Origin of the sequence: Mycobacterium sp. (genome assembly GCF_965229105.1) — a bacterium.
Classification (GTDB): domain Bacteria; phylum Actinomycetota; class Actinomycetes; order Mycobacteriales; family Mycobacteriaceae; genus Mycobacterium.
The window spans coordinates 1,204,561-1,222,156 of sequence record NZ_OZ245858.1; the positions used below are offsets into that span (position 1 = coordinate 1,204,561).

A 17,596-nucleotide genomic window follows, 5' to 3' on the forward strand; every position below is an offset into this window, starting at 1 on the left:
AGAGGTACCGATGCCGGGCGTCACAGCAATCCATTGTCCTCTGTGGCGTCGTGCAGCGAACTACCGTCCACCAGTTTGAGGTCAGGACGGGCCGGCGGCCGCACGTCGGGCGGTTTGCTGGTGGGCCGGACGGCGATGCGCAACAGCGCCTTGAGCGCATCGCCGATGGTGCTGACTTCGATGGTCTTGAGCCCCTTGGGCGCCTTCACGCCGGGCGGCACGATGGCGGTGGTGAAGCCCAGGCGCGCGGCTTCGGCCAATCGGCGATCCAGTCCGGTAACACGTCGCAGATCGCCCGCCAGACCCACCTCGCCGATCACCACGGTGGAGGTCGGCAGGCACAGGTCTGCGAACGCCGACGCGATGGCGATGGCCACTGCCAGATCGGAGGACGGATCGGTCAGCCGCATCCCGCCGACGGTCGAAAGATAGATGTCCCGCTGGCCGATTGCCAGCCCTGCTCTGGTCTCCAGCACTGCGGCTGTCATCGCCGCCCTCGACTGGTCGATACCGCTGACGGCCCGCCGCGGCGACGGCGCGGTCTGCATCCCGACCAATGCCTGGATCTCGCCGATCAAGGGTCGCTTACCGTCCATCGTCACCGTCACCGCTGTGCCAGGCACCGGCTCTGGACGTTGATCGAGAAATAACCCCGACGGATCGGCGACGCACTCAATTCCGTTGTCGTGCACCAGGAAACAACCGACTTCATCGGCTGCGCCAAATCGGTTCTTGATACCGCGAACCATCCGTAAGGCGGTGTGCCGGTCGCCCTCGAAGTGCAGGACGACATCGACGAGATGCTCCAACGAACGCGGCCCGGCGATAGCGCCGTCCTTGGTGACATGGCCGACCAGAATGATCGCGACACCAGGACCGCCCGCGGCTTTGGCCAGGCCGGTCAACGCAGTGGTCACCGCACGCACCTGGGTGACGCCACCGGTGACGCCGTCGTTGTCGGTGGTGGAAAGTGTCTGCACCGAGTCGACGATGACCAGGCTGGGTTTCACCACATCGATATGCCCGATCACCGTGTCCAAGTCGGATTCAGCGGCGAGGTAGACGTCGTCGTGGGAGCACCCGGTGCGCTCGGCGCGCATCCTGATCTGGCCCGCGGATTCCTCACCCGAGACGTACAGCGCGCGTCGTCCCGAGGTGGCCCAGCGGTGCACGACCTCCAGGAGCAGCGTCGATTTACCCACACCAGGTTCACCGGCCAGTAGCGTCACCGAACCCGGTACGACGCCGCCGCCAAGCACTCGGTCGAGTTCGCTGACGCCGGTCGGCAGATGCCGCGTCTGGTCGGGATCGATAGCGCTGATCGGAACCGCAGCCGACGTCGGCGCTATCTGGCGCCTGGCGTTGCCACCCATCGAGGTGAGCGCGGCCACCTCGTTGACGGTGCCCCAGGTACCGCACTCCGGGCAGCGGCCGACCCATTTGGCCATGACATGGTGGCATTCCGAGCAGCGGTACTGCGAACGCGCTTTGGCCACGTCGTGACGGTATCGGGCCGGTCCGACAGTTCCCCCGGTGACGCGCTGGAAAGCTCGAATCCGGTGGGGCTAGTGCGCGTCCGCCGCGTCTTCCTGACGCGGGGCGTTGCCCGCCGAGATCGGCACGGACAGCGTGGTCTCACCGGCCTTGGCGAAGGTGAACGTGAAGCTGTAGGTCAGGCCATTGCGGATCGGCTTGGTCAAGGCGACGCTGGCGTCCGAGGCGTCAGCAGCCTCGACTGAGCTCAGGGGCGTGACACCGTCCGGCGTCCCGACGATCAGCACCCCGTTGGGGGCGATCTCGGTGCTGCCGGTGACCGTGACCGCGCCTACCTCCGAGGTGATCCCGAGGAGTTTGTCGCCCTGATCAGGCGAGAGATTGGACGCGATGAACATCAGGTCGACGTCCTGCCCTGGCTCCAGGGCGTCTCCGGTCTCGACGGCCTGGATGTGCACGTTACGCAGGGTGATGTTGTTGGCCGCGCCGGTGGTGCCGTTGACCGCGGGCGCCTGGGTGGCGGTCTGCGATATCTGGCCTGCGCTGCATCCGACGAGAGCAGTGGCGACGAGCAGGCCGCCGACGGCCAGTCCGCCACGGGTGACGGAGGCCCGGCGGGTATCAAAAGGTTTCACTCAAAGCCTCCTGTTTGCGGCCGCCACGGATCGGCCTGTGGACAGTAGTGACGCAGCCTAGTACGCAGCGTAGTAATCGGCGGCCACAGGCGGTAGCCGAGGGCGATTTTAGTTGCTCTTCCTGCACGTATTCGTCACCCTGTCAACCCCCATGCGTAACCCGTTGTGCCCCTGACCTGCACCGTTGTTCCGCGCCTGTCCGGGCGTCGTGCTAGTATGGGTGAGCGAAAGGGGCTCCAAACTGATGATTTTCAAGGTCGGAGACACCGTTGTCTATCCACACCACGGTGCTGCATTGATCGAGGCGATCGAAACCCGGGCTATCAAAGGCGTGTCGAAAGAATATCTCGTCTTGAAGGTGGCTCAGGGAGACCTCACCGTTCGAGTTCCCGCTGAGAATGCCGAGTACGTCGGCGTGCGCGATGTCGTCGGACAGGAGGGCCTGGACAAGGTCTTCCAGGTGCTACGGGCGCCGCATACCGAGGAGCCGACCAACTGGTCGCGTCGGTACAAGGCGAACCTGGAGAAGCTGGCTTCCGGTGATGTGAACAAGGTTGCTGAGGTCGTCCGCGATCTGTGGCGTCGCGACCAGGAGCGCGGGCTCTCCGCAGGCGAGAAGCGCATGTTGGCCAAGGCCCGTCAGATTCTGGTCGGCGAGCTGGCGCTCGCGGAGAACACCGATGACGCCAGGGCGTCGAGCATCCTTGACGAGGCGCTGGCCGCCGCATCCTGACGGCGGACCAACCTAGAGACACAAAGATGGGGCGAGTGGTCGCCATCGTTCCGGCCGCAGGGTCGGGTGAGCGATTAGCCGCAGGTGTGCCGAAGGCGTTCGTCGAACTCGGTGGGCGGACGCTCATCGAGCGGGCCATTGATGGCCTACAGCAATCCGGTGTGGTCGACGCGGTGATCGTGGCCGTCCCGCCGGACCGTATTGACGAGGCCAAGCTGATTCTCGGGGCGTCGGCGACCGTGGTCGTCGGCGGTGCCGATCGCACCGAATCGGTCCGCTTGTCGCTGGCAGCTGCTGGGGATCCAGAGTTCGTCCTGGTGCATGACGCTGCCCGGCCACTGACCCCTCCCTCTTTGATCGCCAGGATCGTCGAATCGCTGCGCGGCGGTCACACCGCAGTGGTGCCCGCGCTGCCGTTGGTAGACACCGTCAAGGCGGTGGATGCCAACGGGGTGGTGCTCGGCACCCCGGAACGCGCAGGCCTGCGTGCAATCCAGACCCCGCAGGGGTTTTCCACCGCGGTGCTGTTGCGCGCCTATGAGCGCGCAGGCGGGGCCGCGGTTACCGATGACGCGTCGATGGTCGAGAACATCGGTGGCCAGGTGCAGACCGTGCCCGGTGATCCGCTGGCCTTCAAGATCACCACCCAGCTGGACCTGATTCTGGCCGAAGCGCTGGTCAGCCGATGACCGAGCTGCCAAGGGTCGGGCTGGGTACCGATGTCCACCCCATCGAGGCCGGTCGGCCGTGTCACCTGCTCGGTCTGCTTTTTGCCGACGCCGACGGGTGCGCAGGCCATTCCGATGGTGATGTGGCCGCCCACGCCCTGTGCGATGCGCTGCTCTCAGCAGCCGGTTTGGGCGATATCGGTGGCATTTTCGGTGTCGACGATCCTCGCTGGGCCGGGGTGACCGGTGCCGACATGCTGCGACACGTGCGCGAGCTGCTGACCGCTGAGGGCTTTCGGATAGGGAACGCGACGGTGCAGGTCATCGCCAACCGGCCGAAGATCGGGCCGCGCCGTGCCGAGGCGCAGGACGTCCTCTCGGATGTGCTCGGCGCACCCGTTTCGGTCTCGGCGACCACCACCGACGGTCTCGGTCTGACCGGCCGCGGCGAGGGCTTGGCGGCGATCGCCACCGCCCTAATCGTCGCCGATGGGAATACCGCCCGTTTGGGCCGGTAAGCTGGCACGTCGTGACCGCACGCGGGGCCCATCTGGATGGGTTGAGATTGCACGACACCATGTCAGGTGCCGTGCGCGATTTCGTCCCCGTGCGCCCCGGTCATGCCTCGATCTATTTGTGCGGCGCCACCGTTCAGGGCTTACCGCATATCGGTCACGTCCGTAGCGGAGTGGCCTTCGACGTGCTGCGACGCTGGCTGACGGCCAAGGGCTACGACGTCGCCTTCGTCCGCAATGTCACCGATATCGACGACAAGATCCTCACCAAGGCCGCCGCGGCGGGCCGGCCGTGGTGGGAATGGGCGGCCACCCACGAGCGGGCATTCTCGGCGGCCTATGACGCGCTGGGCGTGCTGCCGCCCTCGGCTGAGCCGCGGGCCACCGGACACATCACGCAGATCGTCGAACTGATCGAGCGTCTGATCGACACCGGCCACGCCTACACCGGTGCCGGGGACGTCTATTTCAACGTCTTGAGCTACCCCAATTACGGCGCGCTGTCCGGTCACCGCATCGACGACGTGCATCAGGGTGAGGGCGCTGCCACCGGTAAGCGCGATCACCGCGACTTCACGCTGTGGAAGGGCGCCAAACCGGGCGAGCCGTCCTGGCCGACACCATGGGGTCGCGGTCGCCCCGGCTGGCATTCTGAGTGTGTCGCGATGGCTCACGAATATCTGGGCGCCGAATTCGATATTCACTGCGGCGGAATGGATCTGATTTTTCCGCACCACGAGAACGAGATCGCGCAAGCATGCGCGGCCGGCGACGGGTTCGCCCAATACTGGCTGCACAACGGCTGGGTCACCATGGGTGGCGAGAAGATGAGCAAGTCGCTCGGCAACGTCTTGTCGATACCTGCTGTGCTGCAACGTGTTCGGCCCGCGGAACTGCGCTACTACCTGGGTAGCGCCCATTACCGGTCCATGCTGGAGTTCTCCGAGAACGCACTGCAGGACGCGGTCAAGGCCTACACCGGTATCGAGGAATTCCTGCACCGGGTCCGTACCCGCGTGGGGACTGTCGTGCCAGGTGCCTGGACCGAGAAATTCGCCGCAGCCCTCGATGATGATCTGGCCGTTCCGATGGCGCTGGCCGAGGTGCACAGAGTGCGCGCCGAGGGCAACCGTGCGCTGGACTCCGGTGACCACGAGGCCGCGTTGGCGGCCGCGACATCGATCCGCGCCATGATGGGCATCCTCGGCTGCGACCCGCTCGATGAGCGGTGGGAGTTGCGCGACGAGACATCGGCGGCGCTGGCTGCCGTCGATGTCCTGGTGCACTGGGCACTGGCGGGACGCGCCAAAGCACGCGAAGAACGGGACTGGGCTCAGGCCGATCAGATTCGGGATCGGCTCAAGGAGGCAGGTATCGACGTCACTGATACCGCCGACGGACCGCAATGGTCACTACTCGACGGAGATAGCAAGTAATGGCCGGCAATTCACAGCGCCGCGGCGCAACGCGTAAGGCCGGCACCAAGAAGGGGCCGACGGTCGGTTCGGGCGGTGTCCGACGTCGTGGGCTGGAGGGTCGCGGCGCTACCCCGCCTGCCAGTGAGCGGACCAAACATCCCGCGGCCAAACGGGCCAAGGTGGCGGCGAAGTCGTCGCAGGGTCGCCCTCGCTCGAAGAAGACCGACGACACCGAGATGGTGTTGGGTCGCAACCCGGTGTTGGAATGCCTGCGCGCCGGTGTGCCCGCAACAGCGCTGTACGTGGCGCTTGGCACTGATTCCGATGAGCGTCTGACTGAATCGGTCACGCGCGCAGCAGATTCCGGAATCGCGATTCTCGAAGTGCCGCGTATCGACCTGGACCGGATGAGTACCAACGGTCTGCATCAGGGTGTCGCGCTGCAGGTTCCGCCCTATATCTACGCCCACCCTGACGATCTGTTGCGGTCGGCCACCAACGGCGCGTTGCCCGCCTTGATGGTCGCGCTGGACAACATTTCCGATCCGCGCAACCTCGGCGCCATCGTGCGATCGGTCGCCGCCTTCGCCGGAGACGGGGTGCTGATCCCGCAACGAAGGTCCGCCTCGGTGACCGCGGTGGCCTGGCGCACGAGTGCCGGCGCGGCCGCCCGGGTCCCGGTGGCCCGCGCCACCAACCTGACCCGCACGCTCAAGGACTGGCAGGACGCCGGCCTGCAGATCGTCGGGCTTGATGCCGGCGGTGACACCACGCTCGACGATCTCGACGGCACCGGGCCGATGGTGCTGGTCGTGGGATCAGAAGGCAAAGGCTTGTCCAGGCTCGTGCGGCAGAACTGCGACACGATCGTGTCGATTCCGATGTCCGGGCCCACCGAATCGCTCAACGCCTCGGTGGCTGCCGGGGTGGTGCTCGCGGAGATCGCGCGTCAGCGCAGAAGCTGACTGGCCGGGGATTGAACTCTCGGTAACTACGCCCGCAGATCTGTGTGTAGCGGGTTAGCGTCGGATCATGATGCTCTCCCGCGGAACTGTCGCTCGGACACTCGGCGTTGGTGCCGTCGTCGCCGCACTGGTCGCACCGACGACTGCCGCCGCCGAGTCGTCGGACTTCGACCTGCAGGCGCACCGCGGCGGTCGCGGCGAGACCACCGAAGAGTCGTTGCGTGGATTCGCGAAAGCACTCGAGCTTGGGGTGAGCACCCTGGAACTCGACATCGTGCTGTCCAAGGATCGTCAGCCGATGGTGTGGCACGATCCGGTGATCCAGGCCGACAAGTGCATCGACACCAGGCCGCTATTCCCTGGTGACCCGCAGTTTCCGTACGTCGGAAAGATGGTGGTCGACCTCACCTCACAGCAGCTGAACACTCTGAACTGTGGAAAACAGCTGGCTGCCTATCCCGATGCAGAAGTCGTCACCGGCAACAGGATCGCCACCCTGCCGCAGGTCTTCGCGCTCGCTGACTCCTACGGGGCGAATGTACGCTACAACATCGAGACCAAGGTCGAGGCCGAGAAGCCTGAAACATCGGCGCCACCACAGGAATTCGTCGATGTCATCCTCGGTGCAGTCCGGGCGGCAGGCAAACTCGATCACGTCGAGATCCAGAGCTTCGACTGGCGGACCCTGCCGATGGTGCGCGCGCAGGAGCCTGCAGTACCGTTGGTCGCACTGTGGGATGAGACGACCTGGGTGCCCGGGTCGCCGTGGCTGGGCGGCATCGATCCGGTGGTGGTGGGCGATCCGATCACCGGGGCAATCCTCGTCGGGGCCAACATCCTGTCACCGGGCTACTCGGTGCCCTACGGGCTGACACCGAAGGACCCCGGCTTTGCCCTGGTGGCCGATGCCGCGTTTGTGAATCGCGCACATGCGTTGGGGCTCAAGGTCATTCCGTGGACCATCGACGATGCCGACACGATGAACGCTCAGATCGACGCCGGGGCCGACGGCATCATCACCGACTATCCGAGCCTGCTGCGGCAGGTGATGACACAGCGCGGGATGCCACTGCCGTCCGCGTACCGCAAGATTGGTGGTTGATGACGCCTCTCGAACCGCCACGCGCGGTATGCCCGACGCACGTCGAAGACGCTGTGCTGCAGCAGTGCATCGCTGCCAACGCCACGCAGCTGCAGTGCAGTTACTGCACGGTCGAGAGCGCGGTACCGGTCGCTGCTTCGCTGGAGATCTTCATGACCGCGTTCGTCATCGGCGTCGGTGTTTTCTATCGGCCGCAACACTTTCACACGGAGGCCGATGCACCGCCGGACGCCGCCGTCAGTGCCGAGGATGTGGCTCGGGAGATTCTGCGGATCGCCGGTGTCTCGCATCCCGACCTCATCGACGACGTCGCCACGACGCTCAGCGTGACACCGGCATGGATTGCGCGAGAACCCAAGTACGGCAGTCGGGTCGAGCAATTGGCGTACAGCTGGGAGACCTTCAAACATCTGGTGAAGTACGAGCTGCGGTACTTCTTCGCCAACCGCAGCACGGGGTCCGGCGACGTCGCGGGCATGACCGCCGAGCAACTACTGGAGGCGGTATCCGACGTCGGCCAGAACACCCCGACGGTCTGGCCGGTGTCGTGCCCGACGCCGATCTACCGGGCGCGAATGGCGAGGTCGAAAGACGAGGCATCGGAGTGGCTACACGCGTCCGATCTTGGGGCACCGCCCTCGGCGAAGGCCGCCGCAAATCGGATGAGCCCCGCCGGAATCAGCATCTTCTACGGCGGCACCGACCGGGTGACGGCGATAGCGGAGGCGGGGTCCCATACCTTCTACCGTTATGTGGTGACGGGGGAGTTCAGCCCGATGCGGGAGATCAAGCTCGTCGATCTTACGAATCTCCCTGACCCGCCGAGCATTTTCGACGCCGCCAACCACAAGAACTACTTCGGTCTGAGCTTTCTGCACAGGTTCGTGCACGACATCACGCTGCCGGTCGAACTCGACGGACGTGAGCACATCGACTACGTGCCAACCCAGGTTTTCACCGAGTACCTGCGGTACGCCTTCCCTGACGATGTCGACGGTCTGATGTTTCCGAGCACCCAAGGCCCGGGGAACAATGTCGTCATCTTCGTCGGTCCGGACGAATGCGTGGACAAGGGGACCGAAACCGATTCCACCTGGCTCAGTCTTGACACGAGCACTGTAGCGATCAGCCGCGTGATGACCGTGGCGCGTTGACGTCCGATTGAGAGGGAACCCCATGACGGAGTTCAGACGAATCGTCACCGGCCACGATGCCGCAGGCAAGGCCGTCGTCGTCACCGATGCCACGCCGCCACGGATGGTCGAGGTGGGTGGTCTTGGCGGCGCGAAGTTCTTCGAGGTGTGGAACACCCGCGAGACACCCGCGTTGATCGACCGGCAGTCGGGCGAACCGGACGAAGCCGGTCTGGTGCTGGCTCCACCCAAGGGTGGCACCAGAATTCGGGTCATCGACTTTCCGCCCGAAAGCGATGAGATCCGGCAACTCAGCGCGGACGACGCACGTGAACAGTTCAGCGCGATCGGCGGCGAGCACGCTTCGACATCTAGCGCCCGGCATCCGCTGATGCACCGCACGGAGACCCTCGACTACGGGATCGTGCTCGACGGCGAGCTCACGCTGATCCTCGACGACGATGAGCGGACGATCCGGGCCGGCGACATCGTCATCCAGCGCGGCACCAATCACGCCTGGGCCAACCGGTCCGGCAGCCACTGCCGAATCGCGTTCATCTTGATCGACGGCGAATTTACGGACGGCCTGTGATGCGTCTGCGGCCGTTACCACCCGAGGGGTGATTGCCGTGGTGCTGAACGCCTTTGATGTACCCGCACCAGACGTGCCGGCCTCGGAGAACGACTAGACCCCTACCAACTGCACGCCCGCCCACAACGCCACCACCGCGAGAACCAACGTCACCGGGACGGTGAGCAGTCCGAGGCGGGTGAAGACTCCGACATGGGGCGGGGCGTCGTTCGCATTGAGCACGCGGCGCCACAGCAGGTTGGCCAGCGAGCCGACATATGTCAGGTTCGGGCCGATGTTGACCCCGATCAACACCGCCAGCACGGCGGCAGGCCCACCCGCGGCCACCAACGGCAACATCACCAGCACCGCGGGCAGATTGTTGACCAGGTTGGACAGGATCGCGGCCACCGCGGCGATGGCGAGCAGAGCGGGCAGGGTGTCCCCACCGGGTATCAGATGACCCATCCCGGCCGTCAAACCGTTGACCATGACGGCCTGCACGACGACGCCGAGCGCAAGCACGAACACCAGGAACGGCAGGTTGACCGAACGTGCGATCCCGAGGGGTGTACTGCGACGCTGCGCCAGGCTGCGGATTCCGAGCACCAACGCACCACCCAGGGCGGCCCACACCGGTTCGACACCCAACAGTGAGGTCACCGCGAAACCTGCCAGCGTCAACGCGAGTACCACCAGGACGAACTTCGGCAAGTGGGGTGCCTCGACGGCCTCAGTCCCGGCCGTGGGCACCAGCTCGCGAGCGAAGAAGCGCCGGAAGATCAGGTACTCGGCGGCGATCGCCACCAACCAGGGCGCGGTCATCAGCACGGTGAACCGGGTGAACGACAGACCGGCCGCGGTGAAGGCCAGCAGATTGGTCAGATTGGACACCGGCAGCAGCAGCGATGCGGTGTTTGACAGGTGCGCAGTCGCGTAGGCGTGCGGTCGCACCGGAACTCCCAAGGTACGGACGGTGGCCAACACCACCGGTGTCAGCAGCACCACCGTCGCATCCAGGGATAACACGGCGGTGATGACGGCCGCGATCACGAACACCTGCCGCAACAGCACATCTGGGCGCCCGGAACTGGACCGCGCCATCACCGCGCCGAGCGCCTCGAACAGGCCTTCGTCGTCGCAGAGCTTGGCAAGTACCAGAACAGCGGCCAGGAAGGCGACGACAGGAAGTAGCCTCAGCGTCTCCGCCGTTGCCTCATGGATCGAGATCGCCCCGACCGCAACAAGAATCGCCGCTGCGGGCACCGCGGCCACCGCTTCTGACCAGCCGTGCGGGCGCGCGATGGCGAAGACCAGGACAGCCGCCAGCAGCACCAGCGACAGAATCAATACGAACATCAAGCCCAGGGATCCTCGCGTCGCCAGACCGTCGGCAACTGCAGAGCGACACCGTCGGCATCGGCCAACTCGCCAAGCACCCGAAGCGATACGTCGAGATCATCGGTAGCAAATGGCAAGGCCCGCAACGGCTTCGACAATGGGCGGAAGAAATCATCCCAATGGATGCCGATGACGGTGCGGGCACCGACGGCGCGCACGGTCTCGGTCCAGTACTGCTCCAGGTAATCACGCGATTGCAACCCGAGCTGACCGACACCCAGATAGGCCACCTCGGCGCGCTGGCCCTGCAGAGCACCGGGCAGATGGCCTGCGCTGCCCTGCACCAGCAGCCTGCGACCGGTCGGCCGGTGGTTGATCAGCACCGACCACGCCTCGCCGCACCGGTACGCCGAGACCCGCGCCGGTGCGGTCAGCGGTGCGGTGATGGCCCCGGGGAACCTATCGGGTGGGCAGTGGTGCGATTCGATCAGCGTGACGTCGAAGGATCCGACGGTGATGGGTGTCCCGGACGCGGCCACCACGATCCGGTCGGGCGCCAAACCGTGCCCGCGGGCCAGATTGGCCGCCGAGGTGCCGCCGATCAGTTGCGCGCCGGTCCGCTCGGCCACCAGCGCGGAGTCCATGGCGTGGTCGAAGTGGGTGTGCACGGGGATGACCGCGTCCAGTCGGCGAACCCCAGCCCTACTCAGGCAGCCGTCGACCCGCGCATCGGACGGTGACAGTGCACGCAATCCCACGCCTGCCAGGCTCGGCCGGGAGAAGAACCCGTCGGTCATCACCGCCGAGGTGCCATCGTCGATCAGCAGCGTGGCCACACCGAGCCAGGTGATGGACAGCGGTGCCTCGGGTGCTGCGGGGGCCACGGTGAATCGGTGCCGGTGAGTGGCGAGATCAGGTCGCCCAGGCTTCAGTCGCATCAGAGGAACGTCCGCAATGTCACGCCGTCAGCGGTCAGCCGCTCGCGTACGGCGGTGGCGATCTGCACGGCACCTGGTGAATCACCGTGCACGCAGATGGATTCGGCGCGCACGGAGACCGTCGAGCCGTCGTCGGCAGTCACCGTGCCCGAACCGACCATGGTGGCCACCCGATCGGCGATCTGCTGTGGATCGTGCAGGACGGCACCGGGCTCCGCGCGGGGCACCAGCTGGCCGTCCGGTCGGTAGGCGCGATCGGCGAATGCTTCGGCGACGGTGTGAAGCCCGATTCGTTGGGCCTCGACCAGGAACACCGAGCCGGGGAGGCCCAGAACCGCGAGGCCGGGGTCGACGGCGTGCACGGCGTGGGCGACTGCGAGCGCCTGCGCTTGGTGTTTGACGATCGTGTTGTACAGCGCGCCATGGGGTTTGACGTACCCCACGGTTGTGCCTGCCGCTACGGCAAGCGCCTGTAACGCGCCGATCTGGTAGATGACGTCGGCGCTCAGATCCTCCGGTGTCACGTCGATGAACCGCCGACCGAATCCCGCCAGATCGCGATAGCTGACCTGAGCGCCGATGGAAACGCCCCGCTCTGCGGCAGCCCGGCAGACATTCAAGAGCCCCGCGGGATCACCGGCATGAAACCCGCAGGCGATATTGGCGCTGGTGACGATGGCGAGCATCGCGTCGTCGTCACCGAGTTGCCACACCCCGAAGCCTTCGCCGAGGTCGGCGTTGAGGTCGACTGCAAGCACGTGGTCAACCCTAGCGCTGGAGTTATGGCCCCGGTGGCGGGACCATAATGGAAACGATTATCATTACCGTTGTGATGCTCAACCTTCCCGCCAAACGCGCGCTCGCCGCGCTGATCACCGTCGTCTTACCGCTGGTCGCAGCCTGTTCTTCAGGCAGCGGGCAACCGGGCGCCACCACCTCGGCGCCCGGCGCCGACGCACCGTCGTGCCCCGTTGCGCCGGTGAAAGTGACCGTCAGCGTCGACCAGTGGGGTCAGATCGTGGGCCAACTCGGCGGCCAGTGTGCGACCGTCACTACGGTGCTCGCCAACTCTTCGGTCGACCCGCACGACTACGAGCCGTCGCCCGCTGACGCCGCCGAATTCAGCGGTTCGCAGCTGGTCGTGATCAATGGTGACCACTACGACGAATGGGCCGAGAAGCTGGCGTCGACGTCAGCGCCTGACGCCCCGGTCATCAACGCGTTTGCCCTGTCCGCACCGCCTGCTGCCGGCGCCGCCCCGAACCCGCACGTCTGGTACAGCCCGACCACCATCGATGCCGTCGCCGATGCGGTGACCAAGGAACTCAGCACCCTCGCACCGAAGGCCGCCGACTACTTCGCCGAGCGCCGTGCGGCATTCACCGCTTCGATGCAGCCATACACCACACTGGTCGCCGACATCCACAAAGAAGCCTCGGGTAAGTCCTACGCCGCCACCGAGACGGTCTTCGACCACATGGCACAGGCGTTGGGTCTGACCGACAAGACACCGGTCGGGTACCAGACGGCGTCGGCGAATGAGGCCGACCCGGCGCCCGCCGACCTGGCGGCATTCCGTCAACTGCTCGCCGAAAAGGGGGTCGATGTGCTGATATTCAATACGCAGACCGAGGGTTCCCTGCCCGACGATATTCGTGCTGCGGCAGAACAGGCGGGGGTCCCGGTGGTCAACGTGACCGAAACAGTTGCGCCGGGCTCGGTTTCATTCGAGGCTTGGCAGGTGGACCAACTCACTGCACTGGCCAAGGCACTCGGTGTCAGCCCCTAGCACCGAACCCGCACTGTCATTCGACGATGTCAGCGTCGTCCGCGGCGGGCGGCTGATCTGGTCGGAGGGCACCTTCGACGTGCCCGCCGGCGGGATCACCGCGGTCATCGGCTCCAACGGTTCCGGAAAGACGACACTGCTGCAGGTGATCTTGGGCCTGATCCGGCCCGCCTCCGGTGAGGTGCGGGTGCTGGGCAAGGCACCGGGCGAGGCCACCGATTCGATCGGTTACGTCCCGCAGAACTATGCGGCCGCAGCGGGTAACGCAGTGCGCTCCTGTGATGCGGTGCTGCTCGGGCTGACCGGTAAGCGGTGGGGGTTCGCGCGTGCCACCGCCACGCAGCGCCGACAGGTCGAGGAGATCATGGCCGCCGTCGGTGCGACGCCATTCGCGCACCGCAGGCTTTCGCAGCTCTCCGGTGGCCAGCGGCAACGCGTCGCGATTGCCGAGGCGCTCGTCGGACGACCCAAACTACTGATCCTCGACGAGCCACTCACCGCGCTGGACCTGCGCAACCAACGGGAGATCGTCACGTTGTTGGCAAGGGTCCGAGACGAATTCGGCGTCACCATCCTGGTGGTGGCACACGACCTCAATCCACTCCTGGGTGTCCTGGACAGCGCCGTCTATCTGCTCGACGGGCACGCACATTTCGACCTGATGAACCAAGTGGTGGACGAAAGCCTGCTGAGCCATCTCTACGGCACGTCGATCCAGGTCGTGCACACCCCGCAGGGTGACCTCTACATGCGGAGCATCTGATGCGGACCACCGTGATTGCCCTTGGCTACCAAGACAATTGGTGGCAGATCCTGACATCGGCCTTCATGCGCAACGCGCTCGTCGGCGGCACCCTGGTAGCACTCGCGGCGGGGTTGATCGGCTACTTCATCGTGGTGCGCAATACGGCATTCGCCGCACATGCGCTGGCGCACATCGGTTTTCCCGGCGCCACCGGTGCGGTGCTGGTGGGCCTTCCCGTCTCGGTCGGCCTCGGGGTGTTCTGTATCGGCGGTGCGTTGGTGATCGGCGCGCTCGGTAAACGGGCCGACGACCGAGAGGTGGCTACCGGTACCGTGCTGGCCGCGGCCACCGGCCTTGGCCTGTTCTTCAGTTCACTGGCCACCAGGAGCAGCAGCACCGTGACCAACGTGCTGTTCGGTAACCTGCTCGCGGTCTCGCACGAACAGCTGATCATCTTCGCCGTGTTGGTGGCCGTGCTTGCCGCGGTCATCGCGTTCATCTACCGACCGCTGCTGTTCGCCTCCGTCAACGCCGAAGTCGCCGAAGCCAGGGGAGTGCCGGTGCGGGCGCTGTCGGTGGTCTTCATGGTGCTGCTCGGCCTTGCGGTGACGATGGCGGTCCAGGCGGTCGGCACCCTGCTCCTGTTCGCTTTGGTGGTCACTCCGGCCGCGACGGCCATCATGCTGACGGCCAGGCCCAGTACGGCGATGGCCGTGTCGACGGTGCTGTCGATCTTCGGTGTGTGGACGGGGCTGGCGATATCGGCGATGTTCAATATGCCGCCGAGCTTCCCGATCGTGACAATCGTGTCCGTGATCTGGCTGGTGGTGTGGCTGGCTGCCCATCGCAAAGAGGCACCCGCGAAAGCGCCCCCTGCGGCGCACGGCGCGGCTGCCGCCGAATCTGTGAGGCTGATGAGCTAGCGTCACAGAGCATGTCCAGGAGCCCCGTTCCACGGCGACGGGCGACGCTGGCCTCGTTGGCGGCCGAGCTGAAGGTCTCCCGCACCACCATCTCCAATGCGTACAACCGCCCGGATCAACTGTCGGCAGATCTGCGGGACCGGGTCTTCGCGACGGCGAAACGCTTGGGTTACGCCGGGCCCGACCCGGTGGCGCGCTCGTTGCGCACCCGCAAGGCCGGTGCTGTCGGCCTGGTCATCACCGAACCGCTGACCTATTCGTTCAGCGATCCTGCCGCACTGAATTTCGTGGCCGGCCTCGCGGAATCCTGCGAGGACGTCGGGCAGGGTTTGTTGCTGGTCGCCGTCGGACCCAGCCGCACGCAAGCCGAAGGCACCGGTGCCGTGCTGGCCGCCGGTGTTGACGGGTTCGTCGTCTACGCCGCCGCCGATGACGATCCCTACCTGCAGGTGGTACTCGAACGTCAGGTGCCCGCGGTCCTGGTCGATCACCCCCGCGATGTACCGGGGGCATCGCGGGTGGGCATCGACGATCGCGGTGCCATGCGCGAACTCGCCGATTACGTGATCGGGCTCGGTCACCGCGAGATCGGGCTGCTGGCAATGCGACTGGGCAGCGAACGCCGGGCCGATGAATCCACCGCCACGCTGGTCTCCCAGGAACGATTGAGCAGTACGCATTTTCAAGTCCAAGCCGAGCGGATCGGCGGAGTGCGGGATGCGATGACCGCCGCCGGACTCGACCCGAATGAGCTCACCATCGTGGAAAGTGCTGAGCACGAGGCGACATCGGGTGGTACCGCCGCCGAGCTGGCGCTGGCGACCAACCCGCGGATCACCGCGCTGATGTGTACCGCCGACGTGTTGGCCCTCTCAGCCATGGACTATCTGCGTGCCCGCGGGATCTACGTGCCAGGACAGATGACCGTGACTGGCTTTGACGGTATTCCGGAGGCGCTCAAGCGTGGGCTTTCGACGGTGAACCAGCCCAGCCTGGAGAAGGGCCGGCGGGCCGGCGAATTGCTGCACCACCCACCGCGATCGGGGTTGCCGGTCGTCGAGATACTGCCCACCGAGATGATCCGGGGCCGGACCGCAGGACCGCCGGGCTAGCGGCTGGGCCTGGCTAACCGCGTGAAGCCAGCAACAGCTCCAACGCGGCTGCGACATCCTCGGGTGACTCGACGCTGAACCCGGCCGCGGTGTCACCGGGGCCGACCTTGACTCCGATATCACCGGCGCGCATCCGGCGGAACGCCTTCTCATCGGTGACGTCATCGCCGAAGAACACCACGGTCGTCGCGCCGTTGCGGTCGCGCAGGATGTCGATCGCCTCGCCCTTATCGGTGGAGATCACCGCGAACTCCAGCACGGCCTTGCCTGCGGTCTGTTCGGCATCCCAGCTTTCGGCGGCCGTGGCCGCTTGGCGAAGCGCTGCCTCGCCGTCGATGGCCGACGCGTTGCGGACGTGCAGGGCGACGCTGGCCAGCTTGGGTTCGACGGTGACCCCGGGATGGCGGGCGGCGATGGCCGTCAGTTCGTCGGTGATCCGGCCCAGTAACGCGGTGTCGATCTCGTGGGCGAAGCCTGTATCGAATTCGGCGCCGTGACTGCCGACCAGATGCACTGCGCCGCCGAGTCCCGACAGTGTGGCCAGATCCCGGAGCGCGCGCCCGGAGATCAGGGCGGCAGTCGTCGATGGCAGATCCGCGAGGTCGCGGAGGGCTTGCGCTGCGGCGGGCAACGGGCGGGCATCAGCGGGATGGTTGACGATCGGGGCGAGCGTGCCGTCGAAATCGGAGGCCACCAGAAGATGCGGAGCCCGCGCGGCAGAAACCAGGGCGTCGACGACGTCGGCGGGCAACGAGCTCACCCTTTTAGATCTTAGGGTGCTCCGCATCGCCGATCAGTAGCCGGACGGCCAGATCGAGGCGCTTGCTGACATCGGTCGCCGACGCACGTCGGGTCAGCCAGGCGAGCAGATTGGACAGCCACACATCGGAGATCACCCTGGCGATGTGGTACTGGTCCTCGGTCGGTTCGCCGTCTGACATGGCCCTGGCGAACATGCTGTCGATGATCTTCTCGACGTGATCAACCTCACCGGCCGCCGAGGCGTCGGCGAACACGTAGGCCCGGGTCATCGCCTCAGTCAGTAGCGGGTTGCGCTGCATCGCCCGGTTCAGCTTGCTCACCATGAAATTCAGCCGCTGATAGGCACTACCGCCCGCTGCCACGGCCGTGCGATCGGTCTTGGCGTCGATGCGCTCGAACTCGCGGCCCAACGCGGACACCAGCAGGTGCACCTTCGACGGGAAGTAGCGGTACAGCGTCCCGACGGCAACATCGGCGCGGTCGGCCACGGCACGCATCTGAACTGCCTCGTAGCCGCCTTTGGAGGCGATCGCCATGGTGGCGTCGAGAATCCGCTTCCGGCGTTCGCGCTGCGCTTCGGAACCCAGTTCGGATTCGGCGAGGACCGCCACGGTCAGGACCTCACGCGGCTGCGAACCGGACCCTTGGGTCGACTTGGCACCGGCCCGGGTATGTGCTGGCGTCGACATTCGGAAGACAGCCCCCTCTTTTCACGTATCGGCACAAAACGATACGCATGCCGGACCTGAATT

General features: G+C 65.9%; 19 protein-coding genes. 12 read left to right on the plus strand and 7 right to left on the minus strand.

The window, feature by feature from the left end; genetic code table 11:
* Positions 1-20: 20 nt before the first annotated feature.
* The gene (gene radA / locus ADBZ9O_RS05785) at positions 21-1,496 is read right to left on the minus strand and encodes a DNA repair protein RadA (RefSeq protein ID WP_526529247.1); all 1,476 of its coding nucleotides are present in this window, start codon (positions 1,494-1,496) and stop codon (positions 21-23) included.
* A gap of 69 nt (positions 1,497-1,565) precedes the next feature.
* Complete coding sequence (locus tag ADBZ9O_RS05790) at positions 1,566-2,129, minus strand: copper chaperone PCu(A)C domain-containing protein (RefSeq protein WP_526529249.1); 564 nt, start codon at positions 2,127-2,129, stop codon at positions 1,566-1,568.
* 244 nt (positions 2,130-2,373) lie between these two features.
* Here ADBZ9O_RS05790 and carD point away from each other — a divergent pair, with 244 nt between their 5' ends.
* The 8 genes from carD to ADBZ9O_RS05830 all read left to right on the plus strand — a co-directional run bounded on the left by carD (position 2,374) and on the right by ADBZ9O_RS05830 (position 9,255).
* On the plus strand, positions 2,374-2,862 hold the full coding sequence (carD, locus tag ADBZ9O_RS05795) for an RNA polymerase-binding transcription factor CarD (protein ID WP_526529251.1): 489 nt from the start codon (positions 2,374-2,376) through the stop codon (positions 2,860-2,862).
* A 26-nt stretch (positions 2,863-2,888) separates the two neighbouring features.
* Positions 2,889-3,551: a 2-C-methyl-D-erythritol 4-phosphate cytidylyltransferase gene (ispD, locus tag ADBZ9O_RS05800; RefSeq protein WP_526529253.1), complete on the plus strand. Its 663-nt coding sequence runs from the start codon at positions 2,889-2,891 to the stop codon at positions 3,549-3,551.
* A complete protein-coding gene (ispF, locus tag ADBZ9O_RS05805; RefSeq protein WP_526529255.1) occupies positions 3,548-4,048 on the plus strand; it encodes a 2-C-methyl-D-erythritol 2,4-cyclodiphosphate synthase in 501 nt (166 codons plus the stop codon). Before ispD ends, ispF begins: the two co-directional genes overlap by 4 nt.
* Before the next feature lie 59 nt (positions 4,049-4,107).
* Positions 4,108-5,481: a cysteine--tRNA ligase gene (gene cysS, locus ADBZ9O_RS05810; RefSeq protein WP_526532873.1), complete on the plus strand. Its 1,374-nt coding sequence runs from the start codon at positions 4,108-4,110 to the stop codon at positions 5,479-5,481.
* On the plus strand, positions 5,481-6,428 hold the full coding sequence (rlmB, locus tag ADBZ9O_RS05815; RefSeq protein ID WP_526529257.1) for a 23S rRNA (guanosine(2251)-2'-O)-methyltransferase RlmB: 948 nt from the start codon (positions 5,481-5,483) through the stop codon (positions 6,426-6,428). The genes cysS and rlmB overlap by 1 nt, the downstream gene beginning before the upstream one ends.
* Positions 6,429-6,498: 70 nt before the next feature.
* A complete protein-coding gene (locus tag ADBZ9O_RS05820; protein WP_526532875.1) occupies positions 6,499-7,530 on the plus strand; it encodes a glycerophosphodiester phosphodiesterase family protein in 1,032 nt (343 codons plus the stop codon).
* Positions 7,530-8,684: an RES family NAD+ phosphorylase gene (locus ADBZ9O_RS05825; protein WP_526529259.1), complete on the plus strand. Its 1,155-nt coding sequence runs from the start codon at positions 7,530-7,532 to the stop codon at positions 8,682-8,684. The genes ADBZ9O_RS05820 and ADBZ9O_RS05825 overlap by 1 nt, the downstream gene beginning before the upstream one ends.
* Before the next feature lie 22 nt (positions 8,685-8,706).
* Positions 8,707-9,255: a cupin domain-containing protein gene (locus ADBZ9O_RS05830; RefSeq protein ID WP_526529261.1), complete on the plus strand. Its 549-nt coding sequence runs from the start codon at positions 8,707-8,709 to the stop codon at positions 9,253-9,255.
* A gap of 93 nt (positions 9,256-9,348) precedes the next feature.
* Here ADBZ9O_RS05830 and ADBZ9O_RS05835 read toward each other — a convergent pair whose 3' ends face one another.
* Genes ADBZ9O_RS05835 through ADBZ9O_RS05845 form a run of 3 tightly spaced genes read right to left on the minus strand, consistent with a single transcriptional unit; the run spans position 9,349 to position 12,271 of the window.
* Positions 9,349-10,593: an SLC13 family permease gene (locus tag ADBZ9O_RS05835; RefSeq protein WP_526532877.1), complete on the minus strand. Its 1,245-nt coding sequence runs from the start codon at positions 10,591-10,593 to the stop codon at positions 9,349-9,351.
* Positions 10,593-11,513, minus strand: coding sequence for an MBL fold metallo-hydrolase (locus ADBZ9O_RS05840; RefSeq protein ID WP_526529263.1), 921 nt, complete (start codon positions 11,511-11,513; stop codon positions 10,593-10,595). Before ADBZ9O_RS05840 ends, ADBZ9O_RS05835 begins: the two co-directional genes overlap by 1 nt.
* On the minus strand, positions 11,513-12,271 hold the full coding sequence (locus tag ADBZ9O_RS05845) for a LamB/YcsF family protein (protein ID WP_526529265.1): 759 nt from the start codon (positions 12,269-12,271) through the stop codon (positions 11,513-11,515). The genes ADBZ9O_RS05840 and ADBZ9O_RS05845 overlap by 1 nt, the downstream gene beginning before the upstream one ends.
* A 74-nt stretch (positions 12,272-12,345) precedes the next feature.
* Between ADBZ9O_RS05845 and ADBZ9O_RS05850 the strand changes: the two genes are divergently transcribed.
* The 4 genes from ADBZ9O_RS05850 to ADBZ9O_RS05865 all read left to right on the plus strand — a co-directional run bounded on the left by ADBZ9O_RS05850 (position 12,346) and on the right by ADBZ9O_RS05865 (position 16,082).
* On the plus strand, positions 12,346-13,302 hold the full coding sequence (locus ADBZ9O_RS05850) for a metal ABC transporter solute-binding protein, Zn/Mn family (protein ID WP_526532879.1): 957 nt from the start codon (positions 12,346-12,348) through the stop codon (positions 13,300-13,302).
* A complete protein-coding gene (locus tag ADBZ9O_RS05855; protein ID WP_526529267.1) occupies positions 13,289-14,065 on the plus strand; it encodes a metal ABC transporter ATP-binding protein in 777 nt (258 codons plus the stop codon). The genes ADBZ9O_RS05850 and ADBZ9O_RS05855 overlap by 14 nt, the downstream gene beginning before the upstream one ends.
* Before the next feature lie 65 nt (positions 14,066-14,130).
* The gene (locus tag ADBZ9O_RS05860; protein WP_526532881.1) at positions 14,131-14,970 is read left to right on the plus strand and encodes a metal ABC transporter permease; all 840 of its coding nucleotides are present in this window, start codon (positions 14,131-14,133) and stop codon (positions 14,968-14,970) included.
* Between the two features lie 11 nt (positions 14,971-14,981).
* Positions 14,982-16,082 carry an Rv3575c family transcriptional regulator gene (locus tag ADBZ9O_RS05865; RefSeq protein ID WP_526529269.1) on the plus strand — a complete coding sequence of 367 codons (1,101 nt, stop codon included), beginning with the start codon at positions 14,982-14,984 and terminating at the stop codon, positions 16,080-16,082.
* A gap of 13 nt (positions 16,083-16,095) precedes the next feature.
* Here ADBZ9O_RS05865 and otsB read toward each other — a convergent pair whose 3' ends face one another.
* The gene (otsB, locus tag ADBZ9O_RS05870) at positions 16,096-16,842 is read right to left on the minus strand and encodes a trehalose-phosphatase (RefSeq protein WP_526529271.1); all 747 of its coding nucleotides are present in this window, start codon (positions 16,840-16,842) and stop codon (positions 16,096-16,098) included.
* A 4-nt stretch (positions 16,843-16,846) separates the two neighbouring features.
* Positions 16,847-17,455, minus strand: a complete 609-nt coding sequence (gene kstR / locus ADBZ9O_RS05875; RefSeq protein ID WP_526532883.1) for a cholesterol catabolism transcriptional regulator KstR — start codon at positions 17,453-17,455, stop codon at positions 16,847-16,849.
* Positions 17,456-17,596: the final 141 nt, after the last annotated feature.